We start from the raw sequence: 25,578 nt of genomic DNA, 5'->3' as shown, positions 1-25,578 counted from the left end.
GCGACTCAGGCGCGGATGAGCACGAGCCCCGTCGCCTTGTCGTGGAGTCCGCGCTGGTCGGCGTCGAACACGACGGCGGGGATCACGATGACGAGCAGCAGCGTGCGCACGATCGGACGCCACAGCCCCACCCAGCCGCCATCGAGGCGCACGAGCCGCATCCCGAGGATGCGGTGCCCCGGGCTTCCGCCCGCGGTCGGGATGAACAGGATCTGCAGCACCGCGAAGACCGCCATCGGAGCGAACATGGTCAGCCCCGCCTCGCTCGGCAGCGCGAACTGGTCGTAGCCCAGGAACCCCGTGGCGATGATCGTCGCGGCGAGGTAGTCGATGAGGAGCGCGCCGATCCGCCGGCCCGGTCTGGCGATGCTGCCCGTACCCGTCCGGGGCATTCCGAGGCGTTCTCCGGGGTACGTGTTCACAGCGTCCGTCACGTCACAAGCCTACCGGCGCGTAACACGTTCGAAACAAAGCGGATACCGTGGAGTAACGCCCCGCACGTACTGTGCACAATGGCCGTGAAGCCATCGATCCGCAATCCAGGAGTCGTACATGTTCAAAGATTCGTCCGAGGTGCTGAGCTACATCAAGGAGAACGACGTCAAGTTCCTTGACATCCGATTCACTGATCTTCCTGGTGTCCAGCAGCACTTCAACATCCCTGCTGCGACCGTGGACGAGGACTTCTTCGTCGACGGTCAGCTGTTCGACGGCTCGTCGATCCGCGGATTCGCCAGCATCCACGAGTCCGACATGCAGCTCATCCCCGACGTGACGACGGCCTACATGGACCCGTTCCGCGAGGCGAGCACGCTCGTGATGATCTTCGACATCTACAACCCGCGCACCGGGGAGATCTACTCCAAGGACCCGCGTCAGGTCGCCAAGAAGGCTGAGAAGTACCTCGCCTCGACCGGCATCGCCGACACCGCGTTCTTCGCTCCCGAGGCCGAGTTCTACATCTTCGACGACGTGCGCTACTCGGTCACCGCCGGCGAGAGCTTCTACAAGGTCGACTCCGAGGAGGCCGCGTGGAACACCGGTCGCGAGGAGGAGGGCGGAAACCTCGCCAACAAGACCCCGTACAAGGGCGGCTACTTCCCCGTCAGCCCGGTCGACAAGACCGCTGACCTGCGCGACGACATCACCCTGAAGCTGATCGAGGCCGGGTTCATCCTCGAGCGCTCGCACCACGAGGTGGGCACCGCCGGCCAGCAGGAGATCAACTACCGCTTCGACACCATGGTGCACTCGGCGGACGACATCCTGAAGTTCAAGTACATCGTCAAGAACACCGCCGAGGAGTGGGGCAAGGTCGCCACCTTCATGCCGAAGCCGCTGTACGGCGACAACGGCTCGGGCATGCACACGCACCAGTCGCTGTGGAACGACGGCAAGCCGCTGTTCTACGACGAGGCCGGCTACGGCCAGCTCAGCGACATCGCGCGCTGGTACATCGGCGGCATCCTGGCGCACGCGCCGGCACTGCTGGCGTTCACCAACCCGACGCTGAACAGCTACCACCGCCTGGTCAAGGGCTTCGAGGCTCCGGTCAACCTGGTCTACTCGGCCGGAAACCGCTCGGCCGCGATCCGCATCCCGATCACGGGGTCGAACCCGAAGGCCAAGCGCATCGAGTTCCGTGCACCGGATGCCTCGGGCAACCCGTACCTCGCGTTCGCCGCACAGCTGATGGCCGGCCTCGACGGCATCAAGAACCGCATCGAGCCGCACGAGCCGGTCGACAAGGACCTCTACGAGCTTCCTCCCGAGGAGGCGAAGAACATCCCCCAGGTTCCGAACTCGCTGCTCGACTCGCTCGACGCGCTGAAGGAGGACCACCAGTTCCTCCTCGAGGGCGGCGTGTTCACCGAGGAGCTCATCGAGACCTGGATCTCGTACAAGTACGAGAACGAGATCCTGCCGATGGCCCAGCGCCCGCACCCGTTCGAGTACGAGCTGTACTTCGGCGTCTGACACCCGGTAGCGCGTTCTCGATTCACAGACATCGAGGAGCGCGCTCCGAGGCCACCGAGCCCCGGCTTCGACGACATCTCCGCAGAGATGCGCGTCGAAGCCGGGGCTCTGTGCTGTGCGTGAGCCGACACGGCCGAGCCGTGGTGCGGTGGATCCGTCTCAGCGCGTGCTGACGCCGTGAGACGGTGGGGACTCGGGAAAGTAGTGCCGTTCGCGGGGCTCGCCCTGGATATGCGCTCGGGCATCGGCCTGGATCTCACGATCGCGCCCGGTCAGTCTCTGGGTCTGCTGACGCCGGTATTCACCCCAGGACGGGACCATGAACGACTCGAGCAGCACATCCTGTTCCTCCCCGCTGCGCAGAAGGGTCCACCGATACCCGCCCGTGCGGCGCCGGGAGGCCTCGACCAGCCGCATGGCCTCGCGGAACGGCTCGACGCGGCCGGGATCCACGGTGTAGGTGATCTGCACCAGCACAGGACCGTCGGTCGGCTGCGGGTCGAGAACGAGGGTGGGCGTGGGCCACGACATCGACACCGTGCGGTCCACGGTGCTGGTGCCAGGCAGAAGAGGAAGCCACGCGACACTCACGGCGACGATGACGAGTAGCGCCGCGGCCGCCGCCAGGGATATCGCCGTGCTGAGCGCGCCGGCCAGAGCGCCCCACCCGAAGGATCCCACTGCCATCGCCCCCATGAACACGAGGATGTAGATCGATGCCCCGCGCGATCGCACCCACTGGGGAAGGGTCAGCTGCAGTGCGGCATTGAGCACCGTGAGCGTCCCGATCCAGGCGACGCCGGCGAGGACGAGCAGCGGCAGCATCGGGACGAAGGGCAGGAACGCGGCAGCGAGGGTGCCGACCGCGAACAGCAGCGCGCTCACCCCGATCACCGCGTTGTCCGAGAATCGCTTTCTGGCGACGGGCAGGACGAAGATGCCCAGCACGGCACCGGCGCCGACCGCGCCGAGAAGGAACCCGTATCCGCTCGAGGTGAGGCCCAGCCGTGTGGCGGTGACGGGAAGCAGCGCCCACAGCGCGCTGGCGGGAAGAGCGAACAGGGCTGACCTCAGCAGGATGCGACGCACCAGATGGGCGGATGCGACGTAGCGGACGCCCGCTCGGAGCGCGGCGCCGAAAGGTTCGCGGTCGTCGAGGCCGAGCTGCGGTGGACGCTTCCACCACCACAGCGCAACGACTGCGGCGACGAAGCTGAGCGCGTTGATGCCGAACACCACCGGGGCGCCGAACAGAGACAGGACCACTCCGGCCAGAGCGGGCCCGACTGCGCGGGCGCCGTTCACCGTGACTCCTCCGAGCGCCGAGGACGCACCGATGAGCGGACGGGGAACGAGTTCAGGCTGGATCGCCTGCCACGCCGGTGACGTCAGTGTCGAGGTGATCCCGAGCAGAAAGGTGAAGCCGAGAATCGTCCACGGTGTGAGAGCACCGAAGAACGCGATGACCGTGAGTGCGGCGGCGATCAGCGCGCTCGCCGCCGATCCCCAGATCAGCAGCTTTCGGCGGTCGAGCGAATCGGCCAGCACCCCCGCCGGCAGCGAGAACAGCACGGCCGGAGCAAGGCTCGCTGTCTGCACGAGGGCGATGAGAGTCGCTCCGGCGGCCGCATCGACGAGGAACCACTGCGCGCCGACGGTCTGCATCCAGGTGCCGATGTTGCTCCCCAGCTGTGCGAACCACAGCACCCGGAACGCGGGAATGGCCAGGGGCGCCCACGCGGAGACGGGGCGGGATTCGGTCGCATCGGCTGCGGCGGTCATCGGTGCTCGTCCACCCTGTCTGGCGGTTCCTCTCGAACGGCGAAGAGATTGCCGAACGGATCCAGAAGCTGACACAGCCGCTCGCCGGTGAAGACCGTCTTCGGTCCACGATGAGTCCGTGCCCCATGGGCGGTCCAGTCCGCGACGATCGCGTCGACGTCGGGTACGGTCCAGTACGGCACCGTCCCGGACGGCCCCGGCGAGTTCACCTCGTCCGCGGCGTGCAGCGTCAGACGCGAACCACCCAGCTCGAATGCGACCAGCGCTCCCCCTCGAATCGTGGGCCGGCGGTGCAGCCGCGCCGCGTACCACTCGACCGCGGCATCGAGATCGGCGACGAAGTAGAAGACGTTCCCGATCGCGCTGAACGAGTCGGTCTGCGGATGCGCGTGACCGACGGGAACGGGCTCTGTCGACATAGGATCCCCTCGATCTCGCGCCGTCTGATGGGCGCCCTGATCGCACGCTAGAAGGTGCGGAGGAGACGGCTGCTCGACATATGTCGAGGGTTCAGTGCACCCCCCGTGCGACCGCGCCGTCGACTCGGAGCATGGACCCTGCCACGGTGATGGATCGCTCACCGGTCGACATCGAGATGCGCACCTGGCAGGGTGGTCGGATGAGTGACACGGACCGCCGCACCCGCATCAGCTACGGCCTGATGGTCTTCGCCGTGCTCTTCGCGCTGACGTGCGTCATCCTGATCGCCACGGGCGTCGTGGGACCGACCGTCTGGTTCACGGTCGTGGCGATGGCGCTGCTCGCCCTCTCCCAATGGCTCAACATCCGCGCGCGGCGCAGGAGCCGCTGACCCGCTCTCTGCCGACCCGCGTGTCACGCGGCCGTGTCGCGCTTGCTTTCGCCCCGGGCGACTGGTCAACTGAGTGGTCTGTTCGATCACGATGGGGGCCGCCATGCGCCGCAAGCACGACAAATCGGAGCCGAAGAGGGTCTTCACCTCCGAGACTCCCCCGGCGCAGCCGAAGACCGCCGCCGCCGCGATCGCCCGCATCAATCCGTTCATGTACGGGCTGCTCGGCGCGCTGGGTGTGCTCGTCGCCCTGATGCTCGGCGGGATCGTCAATCAGCTGGCCACCGTGCTCGTCTACATCGGCGTCGCCATCTTCCTCGCGCTCGGCCTCGACCCGATCGTCGCGTTCATCGAGCGCAAGCTGCCTCGCCCCGCAGCGGTCGCCATCGTCGTATCGGTGGTGGTGCTGGCGTTCGCCGGGATCATCCTGGCGATCGTCCCCATCGTCGTCGATCAGATCACCAACCTGATCGACAACGGCCCTCAGATGGTCAAGGACATCCAGTCGGCCGCCTGGTTCAAGGATCTCAACAGCCGGTTCGGTTCGACGTTCGAGGACGCGGCGAACGGCATCCTCTCGTTCCTGCAGGATCCGGGCAACCTCGCCGACATCGGCGGCGGAGTCTTCGCCGTCGGCGCCGGCATCGCGGGCGGATTCACCGGCGTCACCATCGTGCTGATCCTGACGCTGTACTTCATGGCGTCATTGCGGAGCATCAAGCGCGTCGCCACGCGCTTCGTCCCCGCCTACCAGCGCGACACCTTCCACGGGCTCCTCGAAGACGTCTCCGGCGCCGTGGGGCGCTACGTGATGGGGCAGGCCAGCCTCGCGTTGATCAACGGCGTGCTGAGCCTGATCATGCTGAGCATCATCGGGGCCCCGGTCCCTGCCCTGCTCGCTCTCGTCGCCTTCATCGGATCGATGATCCCGCTCGTGGGTACGCTGAGCGCCTCGATCATCATCTCGCTGGTGTGCCTCATCGACAGCCCGGTGACCGCGCTGATCGCGATCGGCTACTACCTGGTCTACATGCAGGTCGAGGCGTACATCCTCTCGCCGCGCATCATGAACAAGGCCGTCGCCGTGCCCGGAGCGCTCGTGGTGATCGCCGCGGTGGCGGGCGGAGCGCTCGGCGGCATCCTCGGCGCGCTCGTCGCCATCCCGGTCGCCGCGAGCGTGATCATCATCGTGCAGAAGGTCGTCTTCCCCACGCAGGACCAGAAGGTCGTGCCCCCGGGAACGCTCAGCGAACGGTGAGCGCGCCGGGGTCGACCCGCACGGAGAACGACGAGACCTCGCCGACCTCTTCGCCGTCGATCTCGAACGCCTGAGGCGACGAGAGGGTCACGGCGATCCGCTGCGCGGCGACATGCGTGGTCGAGTCAGTGCTGACCGCCTGGTCGACAGCGCCGAACAGTCGGCGCACGCCGTTCTCCCACACCAGGGAGCGCACGGTGTCGAGCCACTGCAGCGGGCCGTCGGCACTCACCAGCAGCATGTCGAGCTGACCGTCGTCGATCAGGGCGTCGGGCAGCAGGCGGATGCCGCCCTGGACCATGCCGCAGTTGCCGATGAGCATGGTGTGGCCACGCAGCCCTTCCGGCTCGGCATCGTCGAGCGTCAACTCGATGTCGATCATCTCGGTGCCGGCGACCGCGCGACCCATCGCTTCGACGTAGGCCAACCAGCCGGCGCGACTCTTGAGGTCGTCGTCCGTCTCGACGAGCATCTGCGCGTCGATGCCGAACCCGACCATCACGACGAAGGCATGCTCGGCGCCGCCGTGCTCCACCCATCCCATGTCGATCTTGCGAGACTCGCCCTCGAGCACGCGCCGCAGCGCGGCGGGGATGTCGTTGAGCGGCACATCGAGATTGCGTGCCAGCAGATTTCCGGTGCCGCGGGGCACGATGCCCAGGGCGACGCCCGTACCCGCGAGCCCTTCGGCGACCGCTCGTACCGTGCCGTCGCCACCGGCGGCGATCACCACGTCGCAGCCCTCGCTCGCCGCCTCCACAGCCATACCGCGGCCCGGGTCGTCGGGAGTCGTCTCCCACCACTGCACGGGGATGCCCGCGGCGTCGCTGCCGAACACCTCGGCCACCGCTGCCTGCAGCTTGTCGCCGCCGGGCTTCGAAGGATTCCACACCACACCGAGCTTCGTGATCGTCATGGGATCAGGCTAGCCGTAGAACAGCTGCTCGAACGCCCTTCTGGCCCGCCGCGTCACGCCGAGATAATCGTCGTCGAGCACGCTCGCCGAACGGTCGGGGTAGCCCAGCAGACGGCCGATCGCATCGAGCTCCCTCGGTCCGGTCGGCAGCACGTCGCTGGTCTTGCCCGTGAAGAGCGTGATGGCGGAGCGCAGGCGGCTCGACAGCAGCCACGCCTCGCGCAGCAGATCGGCCGACTCCGCAGGTACGAGCCCCGCGGTCACGGCGGCGTCCAGCGCTCCGAGCGTCGACGTCGTGCGCAGCTCGGGCACGTCGTGCGCATGCTGCAGCTGCAGCAGCTGCACGAGCCACTCGACGTCGCTCAGGGTGCCGGGCCCGAGCTTGAGGTGACGCCGGGGATCCACACCCTGCGGCAGCCGCTCCCCCTCCACCCTGGCTTTGATGCGCTTGATCTCGCGAGTGCCCTGCAGATCGATCTGCGCGGGGTAGCGGATGCTGTCGGCGAGGGCCGTGAACTTCTCGATCAGCGTCACGCTGCCGGCCACCCCGCGCGCACGCAGCAGTGCCTGCGCCTCCCAGGAGAGCGACCACCGGCGGTAGTACTCGGCGTATGCGTCGATCGAGCGCACCACGGGACCGTTGCGTCCCTCCGGGCGCAGATCGGCATCGAGATCGAGCGGCACCCGGTGATCCGTCAGATGCTCGCGCAGGCCCGAGACGATCCTCGTCGCCAGCGCCTGAGCCCGCTGCGGGTCGATCCCGTTGGCGTCGTACACGTAGAGGATGTCGGCGTCCGAGCCGAATCCGAGCTCCGCGCCACCGAATCTCCCCATGCCGATGACGGCGAAGTCGAGCGCCTCGTCGTCCGCGGTCACGAACTCCCGGCGCACCGCACGCAGAGCTGCCTGGATCGTGGCATCGGTGATCTCGGTGAGCGATGTCGCGACCTGCTCGATCGAGAGCACGTCGAGCACCCCGCCCATCGCGGTGCGCAGAAGCTCCCGACGTCGCAGCGCCCGAACCGCCTGCAGCGCGTCGCCGATGTCTCGATGGCGCGTCTGGATGGCACGCGCCTCCTCATCGATCGCCGCTCCGCTGCGCGGTCGCAGGAGGTCGCTGCTGTCGAGCCAGGCGACCGATTCGGGGATCCACTCCATGAGCTCGCCCACGTACCGCGACGACGACAGCAGTCGCGTGAGACTCTCGGCCGCACCGGAGGAGTCGCGCAGCATCCGAAGGAACCAGGGAGTGTCGCCCAGTCGCTCGCTGATCCGGCGGAATGCGATCAGGGCGTAGTCGGGGTCGCTGCCGTCGGCGAACCAGCGCACCATCACCGGCATGAGGTGTCGCTGAATGGTCGCCTTGCGGCTGAGGCCGGTGGTCAGGGCGCCGATGTGTCGGAGCGCGCCCGCGGGGTCACGGAAGCCGATCGCCATCAGCCTGTCGTGCGCCTGTGCGGTCGACAGCGTGCGCTCCTCCTCGGGGAGCGAGGCGACGGCGCTCAGCAGCGGTCGGTAGAACAGACGGGTGTGGATGTCGCGGACCTCGCGGCGAACGCCCTCCCATCGTGCCCAGATCGCCTCGCCCGACTCCCCCAGTCCCGTGCTGCGCGCGAGCACCCGCAACCCTGCGGGGGTGCGCGGCATCAGGTGGGTACGGCTCAGCTCCCGCAGCTGCAGGCGGTGCTCCATCAGCCGGAGGATGCAGTAGTCGTCGGCGAACGACGCCGCCTCGGCGCGTCCGATGTAGCCGCCCTCGACCAGCGCGTCGAGGGACTCCAGCGTCCCCCTCGTGCGCAGCCGCGGGTCGGTGAGGCCGTGCACCAGCTGCAGCAGCTGCACCGTGAACTCGATGTCGCGAAGACCTCCCGCGCCCAGCTTCAGCTGATACGGCGCGTCCTCGGGGTCGATGTGCTCCATCACGCGCTCGCGCATGCGCTGCACGCTGTCGACGAAGTTCTCCCTCGCCGCGCTGGAGAAGATCTTCGGCTGCACACCGGCGACGTACGCCGCGCCGAGCTCGGGATCGCCCGCCAGCGGACGCGCCTTCAACAGCGCCTGGAACTCCCAACTCTTCGCCCAGCGGTCGTAGTACGCCAGGTGAGAGGCGAGCGACCGCACGAGCGCGCCCTGCTTGCCCTCCGGCCGCAGCGCCGCATCGACCTCCCAGAGAGCCGGTTCGACCTCGATGCCGCTGAGACCGCGCATCGTCTCGCGGGCGAGCCGCGTCGCAATGTCGATCGCCTTGGCCTCCGACACCACCTCTTCGTCGGCGGTGCCGCCGACGAAGATCACGTCGACATCGCTGACGTAGTTCAGCTCCCTGGCACCGGCCTTGCCCATGCCGATGATCGCGAGTCGGGTCGCGGCGACCTGCTCGGGGGTCAGCGAGTCGGAGAGTCGACGCCGGGCGATCGCCAGCGACGCCTCCAGCGCCGCGCCTGCGATGTCCGCGAGGGCGGCGCCGACGTCGCCGACGATGCGCACGGGGTTGTGCACGGTGAGGTCGATCGCCGCGATCGCCGCGAGATTGCGGCGGTAGGCGACGCGCAGGGTGACCACGGCGTCGTCATCGCCGGACGCGGCGAAGCCGTCGACCGCGCCGACGGCGTCCAGCATCCGCTCGCGCAACTGCTGAGCCGTCGGGAGCTCGGCCGCTGCCTCGCCCAGCACCGCGATCTCACCGGGATGCCGCAGGAAGAAGTCGGCGAACCCCTGCGAGGCACCGAAGACACGCCAGAGGCGTCGCCGTGCCCGCGGATCGGCGAACAGCCCGGCGATGGCTGACGGATCGCGACGCGCGACGCGGAGCATCCCCTCCACCGCGGAGTCGGGATCCGCCCCGTCGGCCTCGCCGAGCAGCATCGATCTCTCGAGACCGAGCAGCTCGGCGAGCTCCGCGAGATTGGCCGCCGCCTCACTGAGCTCGGCGAAGCCGAGCCGTGCCAGCGCGGACAGGGAGACGGAGTCGTCCGAACGGGCCATGCGCGACGCTCAGAGCAGCTCGAGGTTGTTCTTCAGCTCCAGCGGGGTCACCTGGCCGCGGTAGGCCTCCCACTCCTTGCGCTTGTTGAGGAGCACGTAGTTGAACACGGACTCGCCCAGGGTCTCGGCGACGAGCTCGGAGCTCTCCATGTACTCGAGCGCGTGGTCGAGGCTCGCAGGCAGCGCCGCATAGCCGAGAGCGCGTCGTTCCGCATCGCTGAGGGACCAGACGTTGTCCTCGGCCTCTGGAGGGAGCTCATACTCCTCCTCGATGCCCTTGAGACCCGCCGCGAGCATGAGCGCGTACGCGAGGTACGGGTTCGCCGCTGAGTCGAGAGCGCGGTACTCCACGCGAGACGATCCGCCCTTGTTCGGCTTGTACATCGGCACGCGCACGAGAGCCGAACGGTTGTTGTGGCCCCACGTGACGAAGCTGGGCGCTTCGTCACCGCCCCACAGACGCTTGTACGAGTTGACGAACTGGTTGGTCACGGCCGCCATCTCGTTGGCGTGGCGCAGGAGGCCGGCGATGAAGTGCCGACCGGTCTTCGACAGCTGGTACTTCGCGCCCTCCTCGTAGAAGGCGTTGCGCTCGCCCTCGAACAGCGACATGTGCGTGTGCATGCCGCTTCCGGGGTGTCCGCTCAACGGCTTGGGCATGAACGTGGCGTACACACCCTGCTCGATCGCGACCTCTTTGATGACCGTGCGGAACGTCATCACGTTGTCGGCCATCGTCAGAGCATCCGCGTACCGCAGATCGATCTCGTTCTGCCCGGGCCCGCCCTCGTGGTGGCTGAACTCGACCGAGATGCCGAGGTCTTCGAGCATGCGCACAGACCGCCGACGGAAGTCGTGTGCAGTGCCGCCGGGGACGTTGTCGAAGTACCCGGCCGAGTCGACCGGGACGGGACCCTCAGGGCCGAACGACGACGACTTGAGCAGGTAGAACTCGATCTCGGGATGCGTGTAGAAGGTGAATCCGGCGTCGGCGGCCTTCGCGAGCGTGCGCTTGAGCACGTGCCGCGGGTCGGAGACGGCGGGGCGTCCGTCGGGCGTCGTGATGTCGCAGAACATGCGCGCCGTGGGGTCGATCTCGCCGCGCCACGGCAGCGTCTGGAAGGTGGTCGGGTCGGGCTGGGCGAGCAGGTCCGACTCGTAGCTGCGAGTCAGCCCCTCGATGGCCGAGCCGTCGAAGCCGATCCCCTCGGCGAATGCGCCTTCGACCTCGGCCGGAGCGATCGCGACCGACTTCAACGTTCCGATCACATCGGTGAACCACAGTCGCACGAACTTGACACCGCGCTCTTCGATCGTCCGGAGGACGAAATCCCTCTGCTTGTCCATCGTCACTCGGCGCCCGTGCCGGTACCGGAGTCCCAGCCGTTCTCGGCGGCCTCCTCGTCGGCCCAGGCGCGGGAGCGCTCCTGCAGCTTCTCCGGCGCGTGCGCCGCCTCGGCCTCGGTGTCGAAGGGACCGACACGGTCGGCGGACGCCGAGATCATGCCGAACTCGACCTGACGGGTCTCCAGGTTGTACCAGTACTTCTCATCGCCGTTCGACATGGCCGTTCCCCTTCATACGTGTGTCATCGATCCTACTGGCGCTGGCGGCGGTCGCTAAGCTATCGACCATGGCAAAAGCGATCGGCGTCGACATCGGCGGCACGGGAATCAAGGCGGGTCTGGTCGACCTCGAACACGGCACCATGGCATCGGACCGGGTGAGGGTCCCCACCCCCGCGGGCGCATCTCCGCAGGATGTGCTCCAGGCGGTGCAGACCGTGCTGAAGACTCTCGACGTGAAGGACGCGTCGCTCCCGCTGGGCGTGGCGTTCCCCGCGATCGTGAAGCGCGGCAAGACGCTCTCCGCCGCCAACGTGTCGAAGGAATGGATCGACTTCGACGCCGAGAAGTTCTTCCGCGACGGACTCGGCCGCAACATCGTCTTCGTGAACGATGCGGATGCCGCAGGCGTCGCCGAGGCACGTCACGGCGCTGCCCGTGACGTGCGCGGCTTCACCCTGCTGACCACGCTCGGCACCGGCATCGGCTCCGCGTTCCTGAACGACGGCGTGCTGCTCCCCAACACCGAGCTCGGACACCTGAACTTCCGCGAGTACGAGTCGGTCGAGACCTTCGCCGCGACGTCGGCGCGGGAGCGCGAGGGGCTCAGCTGGTCGGAGTGGGCCGAGCGCCTGCAGGCCTTCTACTCGCACATCGAATTCCTCTTCAGCCCCGACCTGTTCGTGGTCGGCGGCGGCGTCTCGAAGAACGCCGGGGACTTCCTGCCGCTGCTCGACCTCAAGACCCCGATCGTCCCGGCGATCCACCGGAACAACTCGGGCATCATCGGCGCCGCGTCGCTCGCTGGCGACTGATCCGCCACTCGGGGAACGGTCGGGTCGGGCTCCTCACGATCAGATCGCGAGGCCCTGCGAACCTCGGACTTCCCTTTAGTTAGGTAATCTAGTAACGTTCCCGGTAAGCAACCCGATCCCCCATTCGGGTGCGGGAACGATCCTTCCGACATCGCACAGCGCACGGTTCCCCAGACCGTCGTCGGACACATCGTTTACAGAGATCCGGCCCGGACCCCCAGTGTCCGGGCCGGATCGCATTCCGAGGGAAGTCTTCTCGGACCTTCGGACTGTCGTCTCGGGTCTTCGGACGCGCAGAGGATCCGTCACTCCGCTGTCGAATCCGGCCGGATGATGCGAATGGGCCGACCTGTACGCCGGGTTCTAAGGCTAGGCGATTGGCCGATGTGGCCTGATGCGGGTTCTAACGCTTGACCGCGCTTTTGCCGATTGAGGCATGTGGGGGCATCATGCGCCCAATTGGGACTTCTGCGGACTCTGTGCGGACTGGAGCACTGTGTCGACAGCCTCTCGCGTACGGTCGTCCGAATCCATCCACATGTGCCCATACGTGCGTGGTTTGCTACCGAGATGATCGATGCCGGCGTGCCGACGATCGTGGTTGCCGCCGCGCTACGCCACAGCGACACCCAGTCGGTCGAGAAGTACGTTCGGGTGAAGGAAGCGGCGATCTCGGCCGCAATCCGGGGGCTGCCCTCGGTTCGCGTTCCGCTTGCCTCAGCGAGAGGTCAACGACGCCCTTAGCGGCTAGTCAGAAGCGGACACTGCGCGCGATGCCCCGAGCGCAGGCGGCTGTTCCTTCCGTCGGTTAGCGATCGCGTCGATGGTGTCTTCCAGCAGCGGCGGCAGAAGCGTTGCGAAGAAGCCAATCCACATCCAAACCGTAGGCCAGCCGTTGACAGTCAAACCGCTGGACAGAACTGCACCCAAAATGATCGCCAAGACCGTTGCCGCGACGATCGACGCGACGCTCACCACCAGTCGTCTCGCGCCCGCATCCGCAATATCAATGCCTGCTCGATAGAGAACGGAGATTGCACCGAGCCCCGCGCCTGTAAAGGCCTTCACGATATCGGTCGTGTCGGGGGTAGATGTCGAGAGGAGGCTATCCACCGACCCTCGGAAGATGGCATAGACACCGGCGGAAGCGATGGCGAAACCGGTCCAGCGGATCCAGTTACGTGTGATGGGCTGCATGCGGTCTCATGCTGGCCGAGGGCGACATGGATAGCAAGCCCCGCCCGGGGTTCGACGCCAGGGACGAAGTGATTCGAACCGACCTGATACCCCGAGGGTGGCGCTTGAGTTCAGTGCGCCGGGTACCCTGGCGCCATGGACGACCTCGACGCAAGAACTCAGCAATCGTTGAACTCCCGTCTCACTCACCGGATGATCTAGCATTCGGGCATGGATGACTCGCAGCTGGAAAGGTACGTGCGCGAAGTCGCGCACCAGGCCGCGCTCGCCGAGATCTCAGCCGACCTGCTCCGTGAGAGCGCCGACCTCGAGGGAGTGGTCGATATACCGCGTTGCTTCCATGCCGCTCAGGGGCTACTGACTACCGGTGCCCAACTATCGAAACTCTTCTGGGCCGACACTCAGAATGAATGGCCACGCGAACGGAAGGACTTCGCGTACGACCGGGCATCGTCGCTACGTGCTGTCTTCAAGCCCGCCGAGGTTTTGAAACGGAGAGCCGTCCGAAACGCTGTCGAGCACTACGACGCACGTCTGGATGAGGCGATGATTCAGGGCCCTCAGGACATGATCGACATCTCGATTATTGCCGAGGGCGCCCTTGGACAGTCAGGGGCCTTCCTACGCGTAATCGATCCAGACACGTTGGCCTACCGGTCGTTGGATGATTCAGTGAGCCTCCCCGATCTTTACTCCGCGATCCGCGCCGCGGGAGATGCTGCCGCACGGTGGCTGGACGACTGGCGCTACTGATTCCCTGGAGTTGTCGGCACAGGATTCCTAGAGTTTGTCTCCTAGTCAGAGAATGGATCTGGCATGACCCGAATCTCCCCCGACACGATGCTGAGTATCGAGCTCGGATCGATCTGCTCCCGCAACCGGTACACGAGCGACCCGCGGCCCGTCGTCGAGCAGTTACTCGCCACCGCGGGCGATCGCGTCAAGGTGCTTCGCGAAGCCGTCGGTTCGTGGATCGGCTTCTACGAGGACAGGTACACGATCGCCCTCACGACCGCTCTGCAGAAACTCCCCGACGTCGAGCCGTGGATCGCCGTCGGCGCCGCACGCCGTGCGCAGGCTGACCACGAGGCATCGGACGCCCACGCGGAGGTCTCGTGGCCGCAGCGGCGCGCATAGGCTGGGATGTTGCTCATCGCCCTGATTCGTCCCACGAGACCAGCGCCGTAGAGGTCATCGGCACGACGCTCGAGCGCGTGCAGACGCAGCGCCGCCCACCGCCAGCCGGGTTTCGATCTCTCCGACGCCCCGGTACGGATGCTCAAGGGTGAAGCGAAGATGGAAGCCATCGGCACGTTCACGCGCTTCGACGGCATCCGTGAGACCGAAGCCGACGGCATGCCGGCGCTGCGGGCGAAGGTGCCCGACGGGTGGCGCACGCTCTCGGTGCGCCGCACCCGAAACGGCCAGAAGACCGCGCACTCGACTTCCTGCGCGTGAGGAAGGCACCGTGCCGTGGCAGTGCAGGGCTGACGGCGGCGCGGGTGCTGTGGGGCGATACGATCGCGGGATGGAATCATGGGTGCCGCTATTCGTGGCGGTCGTCGCGGGCGTTGCCGCGATCAGCGTCGCGTTCTGGAATAGCCGAGGTGAGTCCGCAGAGTTGCGGCAGCTGAGGGCGATGAACGAGGTGATCTCTGGCCTGGACGCGGATGCCACCGAGGCGGTGGCGTTTATGGCAGCGCGCGATGCATTACTCAAGCGCGTCGCCGAGAGCGTTAGGACCGCGCCGCGCCGCCGAGGTGTAGCTCTCAGCTTGGCCGGAGGAGTGGTCATCATCGCCGCACTCGTTTGGGGCGCCGCAACCGTCGTGCCTGCTCTGTCAACAAGTCAGGTCGAAGCTCTGCTGAACGTCCTAGCGATCGTCGTCGCGGCCGGGGCGGTTGCGATGGGTTGGCTCGTCTCAGACGCGTTTAAGACAACCCACCGGCGGTCGCGGCGCAGAATGAGAGATCGGAGCCAGCGTTAACGAAAGACTCCGCAATCACGATCCTGCGGTGGTACAGATTCCTTTCCGAGGGCGATTGGTCCGTCACAGAACAGTGCTGTCTGGGGGCGATGCGGGTCGCATGCGGTCATCGACCCGGAGGGTCTGCCGCCCGTGAGAGGAATCACCCATGTCTGATCAACTGCCGCCGCCAGGATGGTACGCCGCGCCCCACGCGAACAACGAAGAACGTTATTGGGACGGTGCTCAGTGGCTTGAGCACCCGCCCGTCGAGAAGACTCCGAGTCGACTGCAGGCGATGGCGTCGAACGTGGCCGCGAAGCACGACGCCTCCGGAGACGCTGACACCATCTGGTCTGCGGTCGGGAAGCCCCTCACCGGCATCGGCGGCGGACGATACAAGCTCACCGACGAGTATCTCTTCCATGAGAAGGGCACACTGTCGACGAAAGCCCAGCAGATCCGCACAGCCGACATTTACGACGTCGACTCTGCGCAGACCCTCGCGCAGAAGGCCCGCGGCATCGGAACGATCACCCTCTACGCGCAGCGCGGCGCGGACCAGGAGCGCGAGCGCGTCGTGCTCGAAGACGTACCCGACTACCGCGAAGGCGTAAATGCGATCAACCGCGCCGCGCACACCGCCCGCGAAGCTCGTCGCGTGCGCGAGAACACCCAGCACGTGAACTATTCCGGCGGTGCTCCCGTCTCCGCACAACCCACGCCCACCGTGTCCCCCTCCCCCGCATTCGACCTGAACGCTGAACTCACGAAGCTCGGCGAGCTGAAGGCACAGGGCATCCTCGACGACGAGGAGTTCCGCGCAGCGAAGCGACAGCTGCTCGGTCTCTGAAACGACGAATGACCCCCACCCGGCCCGAAGGCTAGGTGGGGGTCTTCGGTTCGCGAGAGGATCAGGGGAAGGTGCGCGCCGACCACCGCACGCCTACGGCGCACGCGGGTGCCTCGTGGCCGCTGCGGCGAGTCCCTACGCCCGCTCGCGGTCCGATTGGTTAGTCGCTATCGATCCACCGGATCTCATTTTCGTCCGCGGGGTGCCGACTGGCGGGATCCGTCTCGAGTTCCTCCACCAGGGGGACGATCACGTTCCACATCACCCACTCATCCGGGGCCTGTTCGAAGCTCCGCTCCGGATCATGCAGTGGCGTGCGGTAACCAAATGATTCGCCGGCTGGCCCCGTCACGAGGAGCTCGAGCGTCTCGTGTTTTTCGGTGACCTCAAGCAACTTGAACTCACCAGGAAGAATCTGCGTGCCACCCACCCTGGCCCACGCGGCTCGAACCGCGTCGACGACGCTAATGGATTCCATGAGACCGCCTTTCATATCATCCCGCCGCGTTGACTACCCACTGCGGGCACACCGTCACCCCGGCACAGTACGCGGTGATCAAACCCTTGTGATAGTTATCGCCGAGGCGCGTGTTTTCGATAACTACCTTGACGGCCATGGTCCGCTTCGGCGTGCAACTGATGATCGTGCACGACCACTCAATCGCATCAGTCGTGTACGTAATCGAGTTCCCGCTGGTTACTCGGCCGCCTTCGCGCGGGAATTTGGTGGTCTTCTGCACCATGCCCAGCGTGACATTGTGCTTGTTTTTCACCTTCGTGAGACCCCAGGTTGTGCCGTTCCCCGCGCGAGCCACGGTCGTCTTCCCCAGCTTGTCCGTCCAAGTCGACACAACGCGGTACGCGGGGTCTGCCGCAGCCGCAGCAGCAAACTCATCGGGATCGCCTAGTGGGATCGGCTCATTGTCAGGATCCGCAGACAGAGACTGCGCCGTTGTCGTGTCGAATGCTTCGACTCGTGCCGTCTGCCTCTCAACGGCCGTTGACGATGCCACTCCTTGACCATCTGTCGGAATGTAACCGAAGGTCGTGAATGTCGTCGCGTCGTCAGAATTCTCTGAGGCGGACGCCGCCGCCGGCCCTGCGAGGGCAATCGGCAACAACAGTGCGACGCCTAGAAGTGCGGCCGTAACTCGTGACTTCGCCAAGATCGTCTACCTTCCATCGATTTGCAGGTGTGCGGGGACAGCATACGGGCGTCAGCTCGTCTCGTATATGGGCAATCTGACGATGTCAGCTTGGTCCGAGACCGGTTGGTCGCTCTTCGGGCTTCCCCAAGCATCGACAGGTGCTCCGCGTCACAGTCTCCGAGGCTGGCGAGTTCGAGCAGCGCCTTGAAGTCGAGGACTTCGAGTAGACGAAGAAAGACCCCCACCCTCCCGGAGGAGAGTGGGGTCTTTCTCTGCGAGACGGGCGGATTCGAACCGACGGTCAATCCCACTAGGGAGAGAGCTCTTTCATACCTCCACTCAACGCGGGAGGGAGCCTGGCTTAGCCGCTTCCAGGGAACGCGCCTCTGGTATGAAGGTTAACATTTCTCTCGCTCGTCGACCAGGCAGGATTCCATGGCCGGATCATCCACCCCGTGCGCAATGTGCGGACGCCTTCACTACAAGCGCACGAGAGAGCACGTGTTCCCGCTCGGATGGAGATCGGAATTCCCCTGGTTGGACGTTGCGGCCGCCGTGGAGAGCACAAGCCTGCTGGGGGACGTGCGACGCCTCGTCCCAACTGGATGGTTCGATCAACCAGTCAGCCCTTTTTGCGGGGATTGCAACCACAGGTTCATGCGCAGCATGGATCAAGCGGCCTTGCCTATTCTGAAACGCATCTCTCGTCGACAAGACATGAAGATCCTCGGTGAGGAGATCGAGATACTTCGTCGATGGGCGTTTAAGACCATGCTGGTGCGCAGCATTCTCGACGAGGCCAGCGGACTGCGGGCTCCGGAACCTTGGTTCCGGAAGTTCCATGCGGGAGACGGGGCCTTGCCCCGACAGGTGCTCCAGTTCGCCGCACTCAGTACGAAACGTGATGCGATCGCGTCGAATACCCGCTCCGAGGTGCATGTCACCGACTGGGAGCTCCTCACGGTGCACGAATCGCTGATCCTGCTAGACACGCTCGTCATCGTGACGGTCGTCTGGGATGGTTCTGGCGAATCCTCCGATTGGTGCCGGGAGGTAGTTGAGACGTACATGAATCTCTACGGCGATTCCGTCGTCGCGTTGAACGGCAGCGCGACATTAGCCTTCGGTCAGCCTTATCCGTACGAGTATCTGAACCTTCTTCGAAACCCGATCCGGATGGAGCCGGACGTGCCCTTCGAGGAACAAGTCGAGATTCCGATGCGGCGTGAGTCAAAGGCGGAGCTCCTTCGACGCTGGGCAGACGCTGACGATACAACGCCGCGATAGAGGGAAAGACCCCCACCCGGCCCGAAGGCTAGGTGGGGATCTTTCACGTCATAGGCCGAGTCGATCGTTGTGTTCAGAGATCGCAGTGCGGAGCTTCGCCGTGTCGTCGGTGCCGGTGTCTGCACCGTGGACCATCACTCGAGGCCGCCCCTCGGCATCCGGCACAGCGGGTTAAGCTCTTCTGCGTCGACGGTCGCGGGACAGTAGTCAGAAGGGACCGAACTCTCGACGAATTGCGGCCAGCACCTCACCGTATGTTTCGCGGATATTAGAGGCAAAGGGGATGTACTGAATGCCGGCGAGGTTCGACAGCAATTCTGTGTCTCCCTGGCGGACAACGATGGCGCGGCGTCGAAGCGCCTAGCGATTCGCCGACGTAGCGCGGTCACTGAGACGCCGGTCCGCTTTCGGTTGAGCCCGCTCAAGACGATGCGTGTGCCATGCGGCGGCAGGTCGTCCGGGGCCGGCACATCCTCAGGCTCGTAGGTCTTCTTCAGCGCGATGCTGTCACGAAGCGCCTTCACACTGATGTGGAGTCCATTAGCTTCGCCCGCACTGCGGGAAAAAACCGAAACTTCGCGAGCCAGCGAGAAAACGGAAAGCTTGCCGATGCCCTTGGCTTCGTTCACCGGCCTTCACCCATCCGCGAACGGTGCCGGGCTCGCGGCCAATGAGCCTGCGGCAGCGATGAGGGGGCAGCAGGCTCGGGTCGTGCGGGCGCATCTCCGGCGGGCTTGGGCTCGGCCCGCAGGCGCCTTGGTCCAGCGGAGTCCGGCGGAGCTTGTTCTGTCACACGGGCTCTTTTGGTGAGGTGCTCAGCCATCCCGTGGCCTGTCGACGACCGATATGGTTCGGTCATGGATCAAGGTTGGGCAGTCGTCCTCGGAGCGGTCATCGCGCTCACCGGCTCGTCTCTGGTGCCGTGGGTGCGGGAAGCTGCCTCTGCAAAGGGTGCGCGCGATCGGGATCGCGCCGACCGCGTCCGCGCGGCGGTGATTGATCTGCTGGGCGCAAACGCAGCTCAGGCCGCCGCTCTGGCTGCCGACGAAGATGCGTCCTTCGTCGCGGCCGTCGCCGAGCGCGGTCGTGCGGCAGCAGCGTTACTGATCGAGCTCCCCGCCGATGACCGAGCCGGGCTCGCGCCCGCCATTCAAGCTGGCTCTGCTTCTGGGAGCGCTGACGCTCGATACAAGCTCGCGGCGCTGCAGCACGTTCTGACGGCGTGGACGGCAGGAGATCTGCGCTCCGCCGATGCAGAGTCCGCCTGTCGTGCCGAGATCGCCCGCCTGAAGTCCTCGCGGCCTTGATGCACTCACGGGTGGGGTGGTTTGGCCGTGACGCGGTTCGCGCTGTTCGACGTCGTTGACATCTGGGGCTGGCTGCCCATCGTTGGCACCCTGGCGCTCGCGACCTACGGCGTAAAGCTCTGAGAGAACTCGACGTAATGCGATGGCTCGATCTTCGGCCTCACCAAGCCACTTTTTGACGCTTCGCGTTTCGACGACCGTCCCCCGCAATCGGCTACATCGCTCCCGTTTGACGTCGCTCCCGACGCAATCTGTTCTGCCACACGGGATCGTGTTTCATGCGCTCTCGCCACCATGCTTTGAGCACGTCTTCGCGAACCACGCGGACCCTCTGGCCTTCGCGCACCTCCCAGCCCATGGAAAGGCCGTTCCGACGCCAGCGCTTGATTGTCATCACAGAACGACGAGTCGCGATCGCGGCCTCTCGATAAGTCTTCAGATCAGACATGTCGCCCCGAATCGCTGATACTGCGGACTGTGTGCGGACTCTTGGTCCCAGACAATCATACAATCCCAGGTCAGGAGGGAATATGCGAATGGGCCGACCTGTACGCCGGGTTCTGTTCCGGGGTTCTTCGCCCCTTCGACGGCCATCTCTCTCGGCGACACGTTGCCGTGGCACTCTAGCGGTCTACCCGAGGACTCGGCGAGCCGCGTCAACATCCTCTGTCTGACCTTGCTCCGGACGAGGTTTACCTGGCGGGCCATGTCACCATGGCCCCCGGTGGTCTCTTACACCACCCTTTCACCCTTACCCCTTGCGGGGCGGTCTGCTCTCTGTGGCACTTTCTCGCGGATTGCTCCGGGTGGGCGTTACCCACCGTCCTGCCCTGAGGAGCCCGGACGTTCCTCGGTGCGGTTGCCCGCCACGCGGCCGTCCAGTCGACCCATTCGCAGCTCCAGTCTACGACCAGGCCGCGCTATGTCTCCGCCGACTCCGCGATGCGCAGGTCGAGCGGCACCTCGATCGGGAACCCTCCGAACATCCGCCGGGTGGCGACGTCGGCGGCCTCCCGCACCGCGTCGGCGGCCGCCTCCGCCTGCTCCTGCGGAACATGGAGGATCACTTCGTCGTGCAGGAAGAACGCGAGATGCGCGCGTGACCCGAAGACCCCGGATGCCGGTGCATGCCGCTGCGCCTCGGGGAGCCTCAGCAGTCGGTGTCTGATCTCCGCCAGCCAGATCAGCGACCACTCGGCGGCCGTGCCCTGCACGACGAAGTTGCGCGTGAACCGGCCCCAATCCCTCGCACGGCGACGCGCCAGGGCGACATCGGTCGGGTCGGCATCGGCATCCGTCGCTCGCGCTTGCATGCCCTCCCACTCGGTCGAGGGGCGCGGGGACGACCGTCCGAGCCAGGTCGAGACGACTCCCCCGTCCTCGCCGATCCGCGCGGCCTTGTCGACGTGCGCCATCGCCCGCGGATACACCTTGCGCAGTCGCGGCACCAACCGCCCGCTGTCCCCCGTCGTGGCGCCGTACATCGCACCGAGCACGGCGTACTTCGCCTCTTCCCGCGTCGCAACCGCCCCCGAATCGACGACGCCGGCGTAGAGGTCCTTCCCCTGTGCAGCTCGGGCCATCGCCCGATCACCGGCCATCGCGGCCAGCATCCGGGGCTCCAGCTGCGCGACATCCGCGACGACCAGCGTCCATCCCTCATCCGCCCGGACTGCGGCACGCAGGTTCCTGGGCAGCTGGAGCGCTCCCCCGCCGGCCGATGCCCAGCGGCCCGTGACGACGCCGCCGGTGATGTAGATCGGACGGAACCGCCCCTCGTGCACCCACTCGGCCAGCCACGCCCATCCGTTGGCGCTCAGCAGACGTGAGAGCTTCTTGTAGGCGAGCAGCGGCTCGACGACGGCGTGGTCGTGCTGCGCGAGCTCCCACCGTCCGGTGGACTCGACCTGCACTCCCACCCGGTGCAGCGCCCTCAGCAGCTTCGGCTGGCTCTCGAGGTTCAGAGTCGCATCGCCGAGGATCGAGCGGATGCGCTCCCCCTGCGCGACCATGCGGCTCGGGAGCCCGCCACCGGCCGGGCGTGCGCCGAGGATCTCGGTGAGGATCTCGTCGTGCGCGGCCTCGTTCCACGGCAGACCGGCGACGCGCATCTCCTCGGCGATCAACCCGCCGGCCGATTCCGCGGAGGCCAGCAGAGTCAGCCGGCCGTCCGTCCCCGCGCGCAGGACGCGACGCTGCTCCCGATACTGCTCCAGCAGCTCGGCCACGGGATCGTCGACCTCGCCGCCGTCGGCGAGGTCGAACAGGGCCGGAGCCTCATCGACGGGGTCTCGGCGCACCCAGGTCGGAGACGGCGCCAGGGGCCGGGCCACCGTGTCCGTGTCGCGGAGGATCGCATGGCACAGCAGCAGGTCGTGCGAACGGCCGATCTGCACGCCGGCCGCCAGGAGGATCGGGTAGATCTCGCGCGCGCTGCGGATGACCCATCGCGGTCGGGCATCGCGCTCCTGCCGCGCGACCCAGTCGGGCAGCTCCGCACCGGTCAAGACGGTACGGCCGATCTCGGCGTCTTCAGCGTCGAGCTCCACGGCCGCGAAGCTCGACCCCCCTCCGCCGGAGCCGAGCGCGACCAGGGCGATCCGGCGTTCGATCGGCTGCCGCGAGCTCACCGTCGACGTGCGCGCGGCGTGATGCTCACAGCCCGGTCTCCTCGGTGCGCACCAGGATGCAGCCGCACTCGGGGCACGACACGACGAGGTCGTCCGGCGCATTGCGGATGTCGTTCAGATCGGTGCCGGGGAGCAGGATGCGGCATCCCTCGCAGGTGCCGCGGGTGAGCAGCGCGGCCCCCGCACTGTTCGAAGCCCTACGGGTGTACTCCGCGAGGAGCGGAGCGGGCACCGCCGCCGTCACGGCGTCGCGGTCACGCGCCAACTGGGCGGCGAGATCCGTCGCCGCCTGCACGTCGGCCTTCGCCTGCGCGGTGAGCGCCGTGCCCTCCGCCGTGGTCGTGGCGAGCAGCGCCTGCTGCGCGGCGACCGCGGCATCCGCATCCTCGACACGGCCCATGACGTCGAGCTCGATGTCCTCGAGGTCGCTCTGGCGCCGGGTGAGGCTGGCGATCTCGTGCTCGAGCGCCTGCGCGTCCTTGGGGTTGGTCGATGTGGCGAGGCGGTCGGCATCGCGAGCACGGCGCTGCTCGACGAGCTTCACATCGGACTCCAGACGGGTGAGCTCCGTGCGCACATCATCGCGGGTGCCGGTCAGCGCTGTCAGCTCACGCAGCTGCTCCTGGCGGATCGCGACGAGCTCGGCGATCCGAGCGGCCTGGGAGGGCTTGGTCCGCGCGCGCTCCGCCTGCGCGATGCGCCGGTCGAGATCGGCGACGTCGAGAAGGATGCGCTGGTGTTCGGGGCTCGCGTTCACGCTCTCAAATCTAGTCGCTGACGGAGCGGCTCATCACCCGATCCGACCGTCGAGGTACAGCCAGCGTCCGTCGTCGCGGACGAAACGGCTGCGCTCCCGCAACGACCCGCGCTCGTCGCCCTCTCGCCAGAACGCCTCGAACTCGACGACCCCCTCGCGGTCGAAGGGGCCGCCCGCGACACGATCGACGATCAGCAGACGACGCCAGACGAGGGCGGGATCGAGATCCAGCTCCGCCGGCCTCGTCGACGGATGCCAGCTGGCTCGGAGATACTCGGCGTCGTGCAGCGCGAACGCCGTGTACCGCGAACGCATCAGCCGCTCCGCCGTGGGGGCGGCGGCACCGCGGAGCAGGGGCCCACAGCATCCGCCGAACACGTCGCCCGATCCGCATGGGCATCGGGCGGCATCATCGGGGATGCGGGCTTCACGCGCCATGCTCTCCGCCGGGGTCATCGCTCCAGCGTACGCTGGCGGCATGACGGCACTCGCGCACTTCACCGCACACAACGGCTTCACCCTCCCGGCCCTCGGTCTCGGCACCTACGCCCTCGACGGCGACGCCGGAGCGGAGGCCGTCGCCGGCGCGATCGGCGCGGGGTACCGCCTGATCGACTCGGCCTTCAACTACGAGAACGAAGGGGCCGTCGGCCGCGGTGTCCGCGCATCCGGCGTCGAGGCGTCGGAGCTCATCGTGACGACGAAGCTCCCCGGCAGGCACCACCGCCGCGAGAAGGCACGCACCAGCATCGAGGAGAGTCGCTCGCGACTGGGCGTCGACGCCATCGATCTGCACCTCATCCATTGGCCCAACCCCCGACAGGACGAATACCTGCAGGCGTGGGAGGCACTGGTCGAGGCCCAGCAGCGAGGGACGGTGCGACAGATCGGCGTGTCGAACTTCCTGCCGGAGCACCTCGAGCGCATCGAGCGAGAGACCGGCGTGCGGCCGGTCGTCAATCAGATCGAGGTGCACCCGTATTTCCCTCAGGACGAGCAGCTGGCGTACCACCGCCAGCACGGGATCCTCACCGAGGCCTGGAGTCCGTTGGGACGCGCGAAGGAACTCCTGCAGGAGCGGGTCATCGGCGAGGTCGCCGCGGCGCACGGGATCTCCCCCGCGCAGACGGTGCTCGCCTGGCATGTGGCACGCGAGACGGTGGCGATCCCCAAGGCCTCGTCGCTCGCTCACCAGCAGTCGAACCTCGAGGCGGGCGCGGTGTCGCTCACCGCCGACGAGGTCGCGGCGATCACCGCTCTCGGACGCGCGGACGGCCGCCTGTTCGATGCCGACCCGGCGACCCACGAGGAGTCCTGAGCCGCACGCTCATAGACTGGCGGGCATGCCCGTCATCGCTGGGATCCGCATCACTCCGATCACGGCACGGGTGTACTTCGCCGTCCAGGCGCTCTGCGGTGCGCTGTGGTGGGTGGCCGTCGCGCTGTCCGCAGAGGTGCGCGATGCCACCCTCGGCGGCCTCCCCGCCCCGGTCATCGCGGTGTTCGACATCCCCCTCTTCGTCGGCGGCTCGGCACTGGCCGCAGCCGGCGTGCGCGGGGCCCTGTGGGTGGTCACGCCGTGGACGGCGCTCGTCGCCCTCGGGATGGCCGTCTATGCGACGGCGACCACCCTCGCCGGCTGGGGCGCCCTGCTCATGGCGATCGCCGCCGGTGCCAGCGTCGCCGCGGCGATCGTCGTCCTGTGCGGGCGCGCACCGGTCGAATGGATCGTGACCGGTCCCTTCGCATTCCGCCCCGCCGACCGCGTCGGCACCCGGGGACTGCTGGCACGCACCGGTCGGCAGACTCTGGCGTTCTGGGGGACCTTCCTCATCGTCGTCCCCCTCATCGCGGCAGTGGTCGAAGCACGGTGGGGCCTGCGCATCGACGCTCCCCCTGCGGTGCACATCGCGGGCGGCGTGCTGCTCGTCGTGGCGACAGCACTCGGGGTGTGGTCGGCGGTGTCGATGTCGGTCGACGGCGAGGGGACGCCGCTGCCGTCGCAGATGGCTCGACGACTGGTCATCACCGGCCCCTACCGGTACGTGCGCAACCCCATGGCCGTCGCCGGGATCGCGCAGGGAGTCGCCGTCGGGATGCTGCTGGGATCATGGATGGTCGTGGCATACTCGCTCGTCGGCTCGCTGCTGTGGAACTCCCTCGTCCGTCCGCTCGAGGAGGCCGACCTCGAGCAGCGGTTCGGCGCCGAATTCGTCGCCTATCGCGACCGCGTCACCTGCTGGATCCCGGCCTCGCCCGTCTCCCGACAGGTCTGAGTCGCCTGACAGGTCTAGTCTCCCGACAGGTCTGAACGGGCCTCGCAC

At 66.8% G+C, this 25,578-nt stretch carries 28 protein-coding genes and 1 other RNA gene; 14 read left to right on the top strand and 15 right to left on the bottom strand.

The window, feature by feature from the left end:
• Positions 1 to 5: 5 nt before the first annotated feature.
• A complete protein-coding gene (locus FQ142_RS08395) occupies positions 6 to 392 on the bottom strand; it encodes an RDD family protein (protein ID WP_149423485.1) in 387 nt (128 codons plus the stop codon).
• A gap of 160 nt (positions 393 to 552) precedes the next feature.
• Between FQ142_RS08395 and glnA (FQ142_RS08390) the strand changes: the two genes are divergently transcribed.
• Positions 553 to 1,977: a type I glutamate--ammonia ligase gene (gene glnA, locus FQ142_RS08390; RefSeq protein ID WP_045253012.1), complete on the top strand. Its 1,425-nt coding sequence runs from the start codon at positions 553 to 555 to the stop codon at positions 1,975 to 1,977.
• Positions 1,978 to 2,136: 159 nt separating this feature from the next.
• On the opposite strand, the gene FQ142_RS08385 is transcribed toward glnA (FQ142_RS08390), so the two are convergent.
• Together FQ142_RS08385 and FQ142_RS08380 are read right to left on the bottom strand one after the other, a co-directional pair.
• Positions 2,137 to 3,759, bottom strand: coding sequence for an MFS transporter (locus FQ142_RS08385; protein ID WP_149422964.1), 1,623 nt, complete (start codon positions 3,757 to 3,759; stop codon positions 2,137 to 2,139).
• Entirely contained in the window at positions 3,756 to 4,178 is a 423-nt protein-coding gene (locus FQ142_RS08380; protein ID WP_149422963.1) for a VOC family protein, read from the bottom strand. Before FQ142_RS08380 ends, FQ142_RS08385 begins: the two co-directional genes overlap by 4 nt.
• 131 nt (positions 4,179 to 4,309) lie before the next feature.
• Here FQ142_RS08380 and FQ142_RS08375 point away from each other — a divergent pair, with 131 nt between their 5' ends.
• Both FQ142_RS08375 and FQ142_RS08370 read left to right on the top strand, forming a co-directional pair.
• Positions 4,310 to 4,570: a hypothetical protein gene (locus tag FQ142_RS08375; protein ID WP_149422962.1), complete on the top strand. Its 261-nt coding sequence runs from the start codon at positions 4,310 to 4,312 to the stop codon at positions 4,568 to 4,570.
• Positions 4,571 to 4,673: 103 nt separating this feature from the next.
• Positions 4,674 to 5,828, top strand: coding sequence for an AI-2E family transporter (locus tag FQ142_RS08370; protein WP_149422961.1), 1,155 nt, complete (start codon positions 4,674 to 4,676; stop codon positions 5,826 to 5,828).
• Here the strand turns inward: FQ142_RS08370 and FQ142_RS08365 are convergent.
• Genes FQ142_RS08365 through FQ142_RS08350 form a run of 4 tightly spaced genes read right to left on the bottom strand, consistent with a single transcriptional unit; the run spans position 5,815 to position 11,294 of the window.
• A complete protein-coding gene (locus tag FQ142_RS08365) occupies positions 5,815 to 6,744 on the bottom strand; it encodes a diacylglycerol/lipid kinase family protein (protein ID WP_149422960.1) in 930 nt (309 codons plus the stop codon). The genes FQ142_RS08370 and FQ142_RS08365 overlap by 14 nt on opposite strands.
• A gap of 9 nt (positions 6,745 to 6,753) precedes the next feature.
• The gene (locus FQ142_RS08360; protein WP_149422959.1) at positions 6,754 to 9,729 is read right to left on the bottom strand and encodes a bifunctional [glutamine synthetase] adenylyltransferase/[glutamine synthetase]-adenylyl-L-tyrosine phosphorylase; all 2,976 of its coding nucleotides are present in this window, start codon (positions 9,727 to 9,729) and stop codon (positions 6,754 to 6,756) included.
• Positions 9,730 to 9,738: 9 nt separating this feature from the next.
• Positions 9,739 to 11,076, bottom strand: a complete 1,338-nt coding sequence (gene glnA, locus FQ142_RS08355) for a type I glutamate--ammonia ligase (RefSeq protein ID WP_045253017.1) — start codon at positions 11,074 to 11,076, stop codon at positions 9,739 to 9,741.
• Positions 11,077 to 11,078: 2 nt separating this feature from the next.
• The gene (locus FQ142_RS08350) at positions 11,079 to 11,294 is read right to left on the bottom strand and encodes a hypothetical protein (protein WP_056417869.1); all 216 of its coding nucleotides are present in this window, start codon (positions 11,292 to 11,294) and stop codon (positions 11,079 to 11,081) included.
• Positions 11,295 to 11,362: 68 nt separating this feature from the next.
• Between FQ142_RS08350 and ppgK the strand changes: the two genes are divergently transcribed.
• Positions 11,363 to 12,109 (top strand): polyphosphate--glucose phosphotransferase, encoded by a 747-nt coding sequence (gene ppgK, locus FQ142_RS08345; RefSeq protein ID WP_045253019.1) that lies wholly within the window; start codon positions 11,363 to 11,365, stop codon positions 12,107 to 12,109.
• 570 nt (positions 12,110 to 12,679) lie between these two features.
• Positions 12,680 to 12,853 (top strand): hypothetical protein, encoded by a 174-nt coding sequence (locus FQ142_RS17745; protein ID WP_410477431.1) that lies wholly within the window; start codon positions 12,680 to 12,682, stop codon positions 12,851 to 12,853.
• Between the two features lie 3 nt (positions 12,854 to 12,856).
• Here FQ142_RS17745 and FQ142_RS08335 read toward each other — a convergent pair whose 3' ends face one another.
• Positions 12,857 to 13,306: a hypothetical protein gene (locus FQ142_RS08335; protein ID WP_149422957.1), complete on the bottom strand. Its 450-nt coding sequence runs from the start codon at positions 13,304 to 13,306 to the stop codon at positions 12,857 to 12,859.
• Between the two features lie 210 nt (positions 13,307 to 13,516).
• Between FQ142_RS08335 and FQ142_RS08330 the strand changes: the two genes are divergently transcribed.
• The 5 genes from FQ142_RS08330 to FQ142_RS08315 all read left to right on the top strand — a co-directional run bounded on the left by FQ142_RS08330 (position 13,517) and on the right by FQ142_RS08315 (position 16,125).
• Positions 13,517 to 14,059: a hypothetical protein gene (locus FQ142_RS08330; protein ID WP_149422956.1), complete on the top strand. Its 543-nt coding sequence runs from the start codon at positions 13,517 to 13,519 to the stop codon at positions 14,057 to 14,059.
• Between the two features lie 63 nt (positions 14,060 to 14,122).
• The gene (locus FQ142_RS08325) at positions 14,123 to 14,443 is read left to right on the top strand and encodes a hypothetical protein (RefSeq protein ID WP_149422955.1); all 321 of its coding nucleotides are present in this window, start codon (positions 14,123 to 14,125) and stop codon (positions 14,441 to 14,443) included.
• Between the two features lie 159 nt (positions 14,444 to 14,602).
• Positions 14,603 to 14,764, top strand: coding sequence for a hypothetical protein (locus FQ142_RS17465; RefSeq protein WP_188042351.1), 162 nt, complete (start codon positions 14,603 to 14,605; stop codon positions 14,762 to 14,764).
• A gap of 70 nt (positions 14,765 to 14,834) precedes the next feature.
• Positions 14,835 to 15,293 (top strand): hypothetical protein, encoded by a 459-nt coding sequence (locus FQ142_RS08320; RefSeq protein WP_149422954.1) that lies wholly within the window; start codon positions 14,835 to 14,837, stop codon positions 15,291 to 15,293.
• Between the two features lie 148 nt (positions 15,294 to 15,441).
• Positions 15,442 to 16,125: a DUF2510 domain-containing protein gene (locus FQ142_RS08315; RefSeq protein WP_149422953.1), complete on the top strand. Its 684-nt coding sequence runs from the start codon at positions 15,442 to 15,444 to the stop codon at positions 16,123 to 16,125.
• Between the two features lie 160 nt (positions 16,126 to 16,285).
• Here the strand turns inward: FQ142_RS08315 and FQ142_RS08310 are convergent, their stop codons facing one another.
• Both FQ142_RS08310 and FQ142_RS08305 read right to left on the bottom strand, forming a co-directional pair.
• The gene (locus FQ142_RS08310; protein ID WP_149422952.1) at positions 16,286 to 16,603 is read right to left on the bottom strand and encodes a hypothetical protein; all 318 of its coding nucleotides are present in this window, start codon (positions 16,601 to 16,603) and stop codon (positions 16,286 to 16,288) included.
• 16 nt (positions 16,604 to 16,619) lie between these two features.
• Positions 16,620 to 17,138: a hypothetical protein gene (locus FQ142_RS08305; protein WP_149422951.1), complete on the bottom strand. Its 519-nt coding sequence runs from the start codon at positions 17,136 to 17,138 to the stop codon at positions 16,620 to 16,622.
• 792 nt (positions 17,139 to 17,930) lie between these two features.
• Here FQ142_RS08305 and FQ142_RS08300 point away from each other — a divergent pair.
• The gene (locus FQ142_RS08300; protein WP_149422950.1) at positions 17,931 to 18,560 is read left to right on the top strand and encodes a hypothetical protein; all 630 of its coding nucleotides are present in this window, start codon (positions 17,931 to 17,933) and stop codon (positions 18,558 to 18,560) included.
• Between the two features lie 134 nt (positions 18,561 to 18,694).
• Here the strand turns inward: FQ142_RS08300 and FQ142_RS08295 are convergent, their stop codons facing one another.
• A complete protein-coding gene (locus FQ142_RS08295; RefSeq protein WP_149422949.1) occupies positions 18,695 to 19,189 on the bottom strand; it encodes a hypothetical protein in 495 nt (164 codons plus the stop codon).
• Positions 19,190 to 19,417: 228 nt separating this feature from the next.
• On the opposite strand from FQ142_RS08295, the gene FQ142_RS08290 reads away from it, so the two are divergent.
• Positions 19,418 to 19,867, top strand: coding sequence for a hypothetical protein (locus tag FQ142_RS08290; protein WP_149422948.1), 450 nt, complete (start codon positions 19,418 to 19,420; stop codon positions 19,865 to 19,867).
• 533 nt (positions 19,868 to 20,400) lie between these two features.
• Here the strand turns inward: FQ142_RS08290 and rnpB are convergent.
• From rnpB to FQ142_RS08265, 4 genes are all read right to left on the bottom strand, one after another.
• An RNA gene (gene rnpB, locus FQ142_RS08280) (RNase P RNA component class A) lies at positions 20,401 to 20,757 on the bottom strand.
• Between the two features lie 30 nt (positions 20,758 to 20,787).
• Complete coding sequence (locus FQ142_RS08275) at positions 20,788 to 22,497, bottom strand: bifunctional 3'-5' exonuclease/DNA polymerase (protein WP_262492102.1); 1,710 nt, start codon at positions 22,495 to 22,497, stop codon at positions 20,788 to 20,790.
• Positions 22,498 to 22,522: 25 nt separating this feature from the next.
• A complete protein-coding gene (locus tag FQ142_RS08270; protein WP_149422945.1) occupies positions 22,523 to 23,254 on the bottom strand; it encodes a zinc ribbon domain-containing protein in 732 nt (243 codons plus the stop codon).
• A 33-nt stretch (positions 23,255 to 23,287) separates the two neighbouring features.
• Complete coding sequence (locus tag FQ142_RS08265) at positions 23,288 to 23,710, bottom strand: YchJ family protein (RefSeq protein WP_082539377.1); 423 nt, start codon at positions 23,708 to 23,710, stop codon at positions 23,288 to 23,290.
• Positions 23,711 to 23,732: 22 nt separating this feature from the next.
• Between FQ142_RS08265 and FQ142_RS08260 the strand changes: the two genes are divergently transcribed.
• Positions 23,733 to 24,572, top strand: a complete 840-nt coding sequence (locus FQ142_RS08260) for an aldo/keto reductase (RefSeq protein ID WP_149422944.1) — start codon at positions 23,733 to 23,735, stop codon at positions 24,570 to 24,572.
• Positions 24,573 to 24,597: 25 nt separating this feature from the next.
• A complete protein-coding gene (locus tag FQ142_RS08255; RefSeq protein ID WP_149422943.1) occupies positions 24,598 to 25,530 on the top strand; it encodes a methyltransferase family protein in 933 nt (310 codons plus the stop codon).
• The last annotated feature ends 48 nt before the right edge of the window (positions 25,531 to 25,578 follow it).

It is taken from the genome of Microbacterium sp. ANT_H45B (genome assembly GCF_008369345.1).
Taxonomy (GTDB): Bacteria; Actinomycetota; Actinomycetes; order Actinomycetales; family Microbacteriaceae; genus Microbacterium.
The sequence above is the reverse complement of the archived record's forward strand: the minus strand, read 5'-3'. Positions and strand labels throughout refer to the sequence as shown.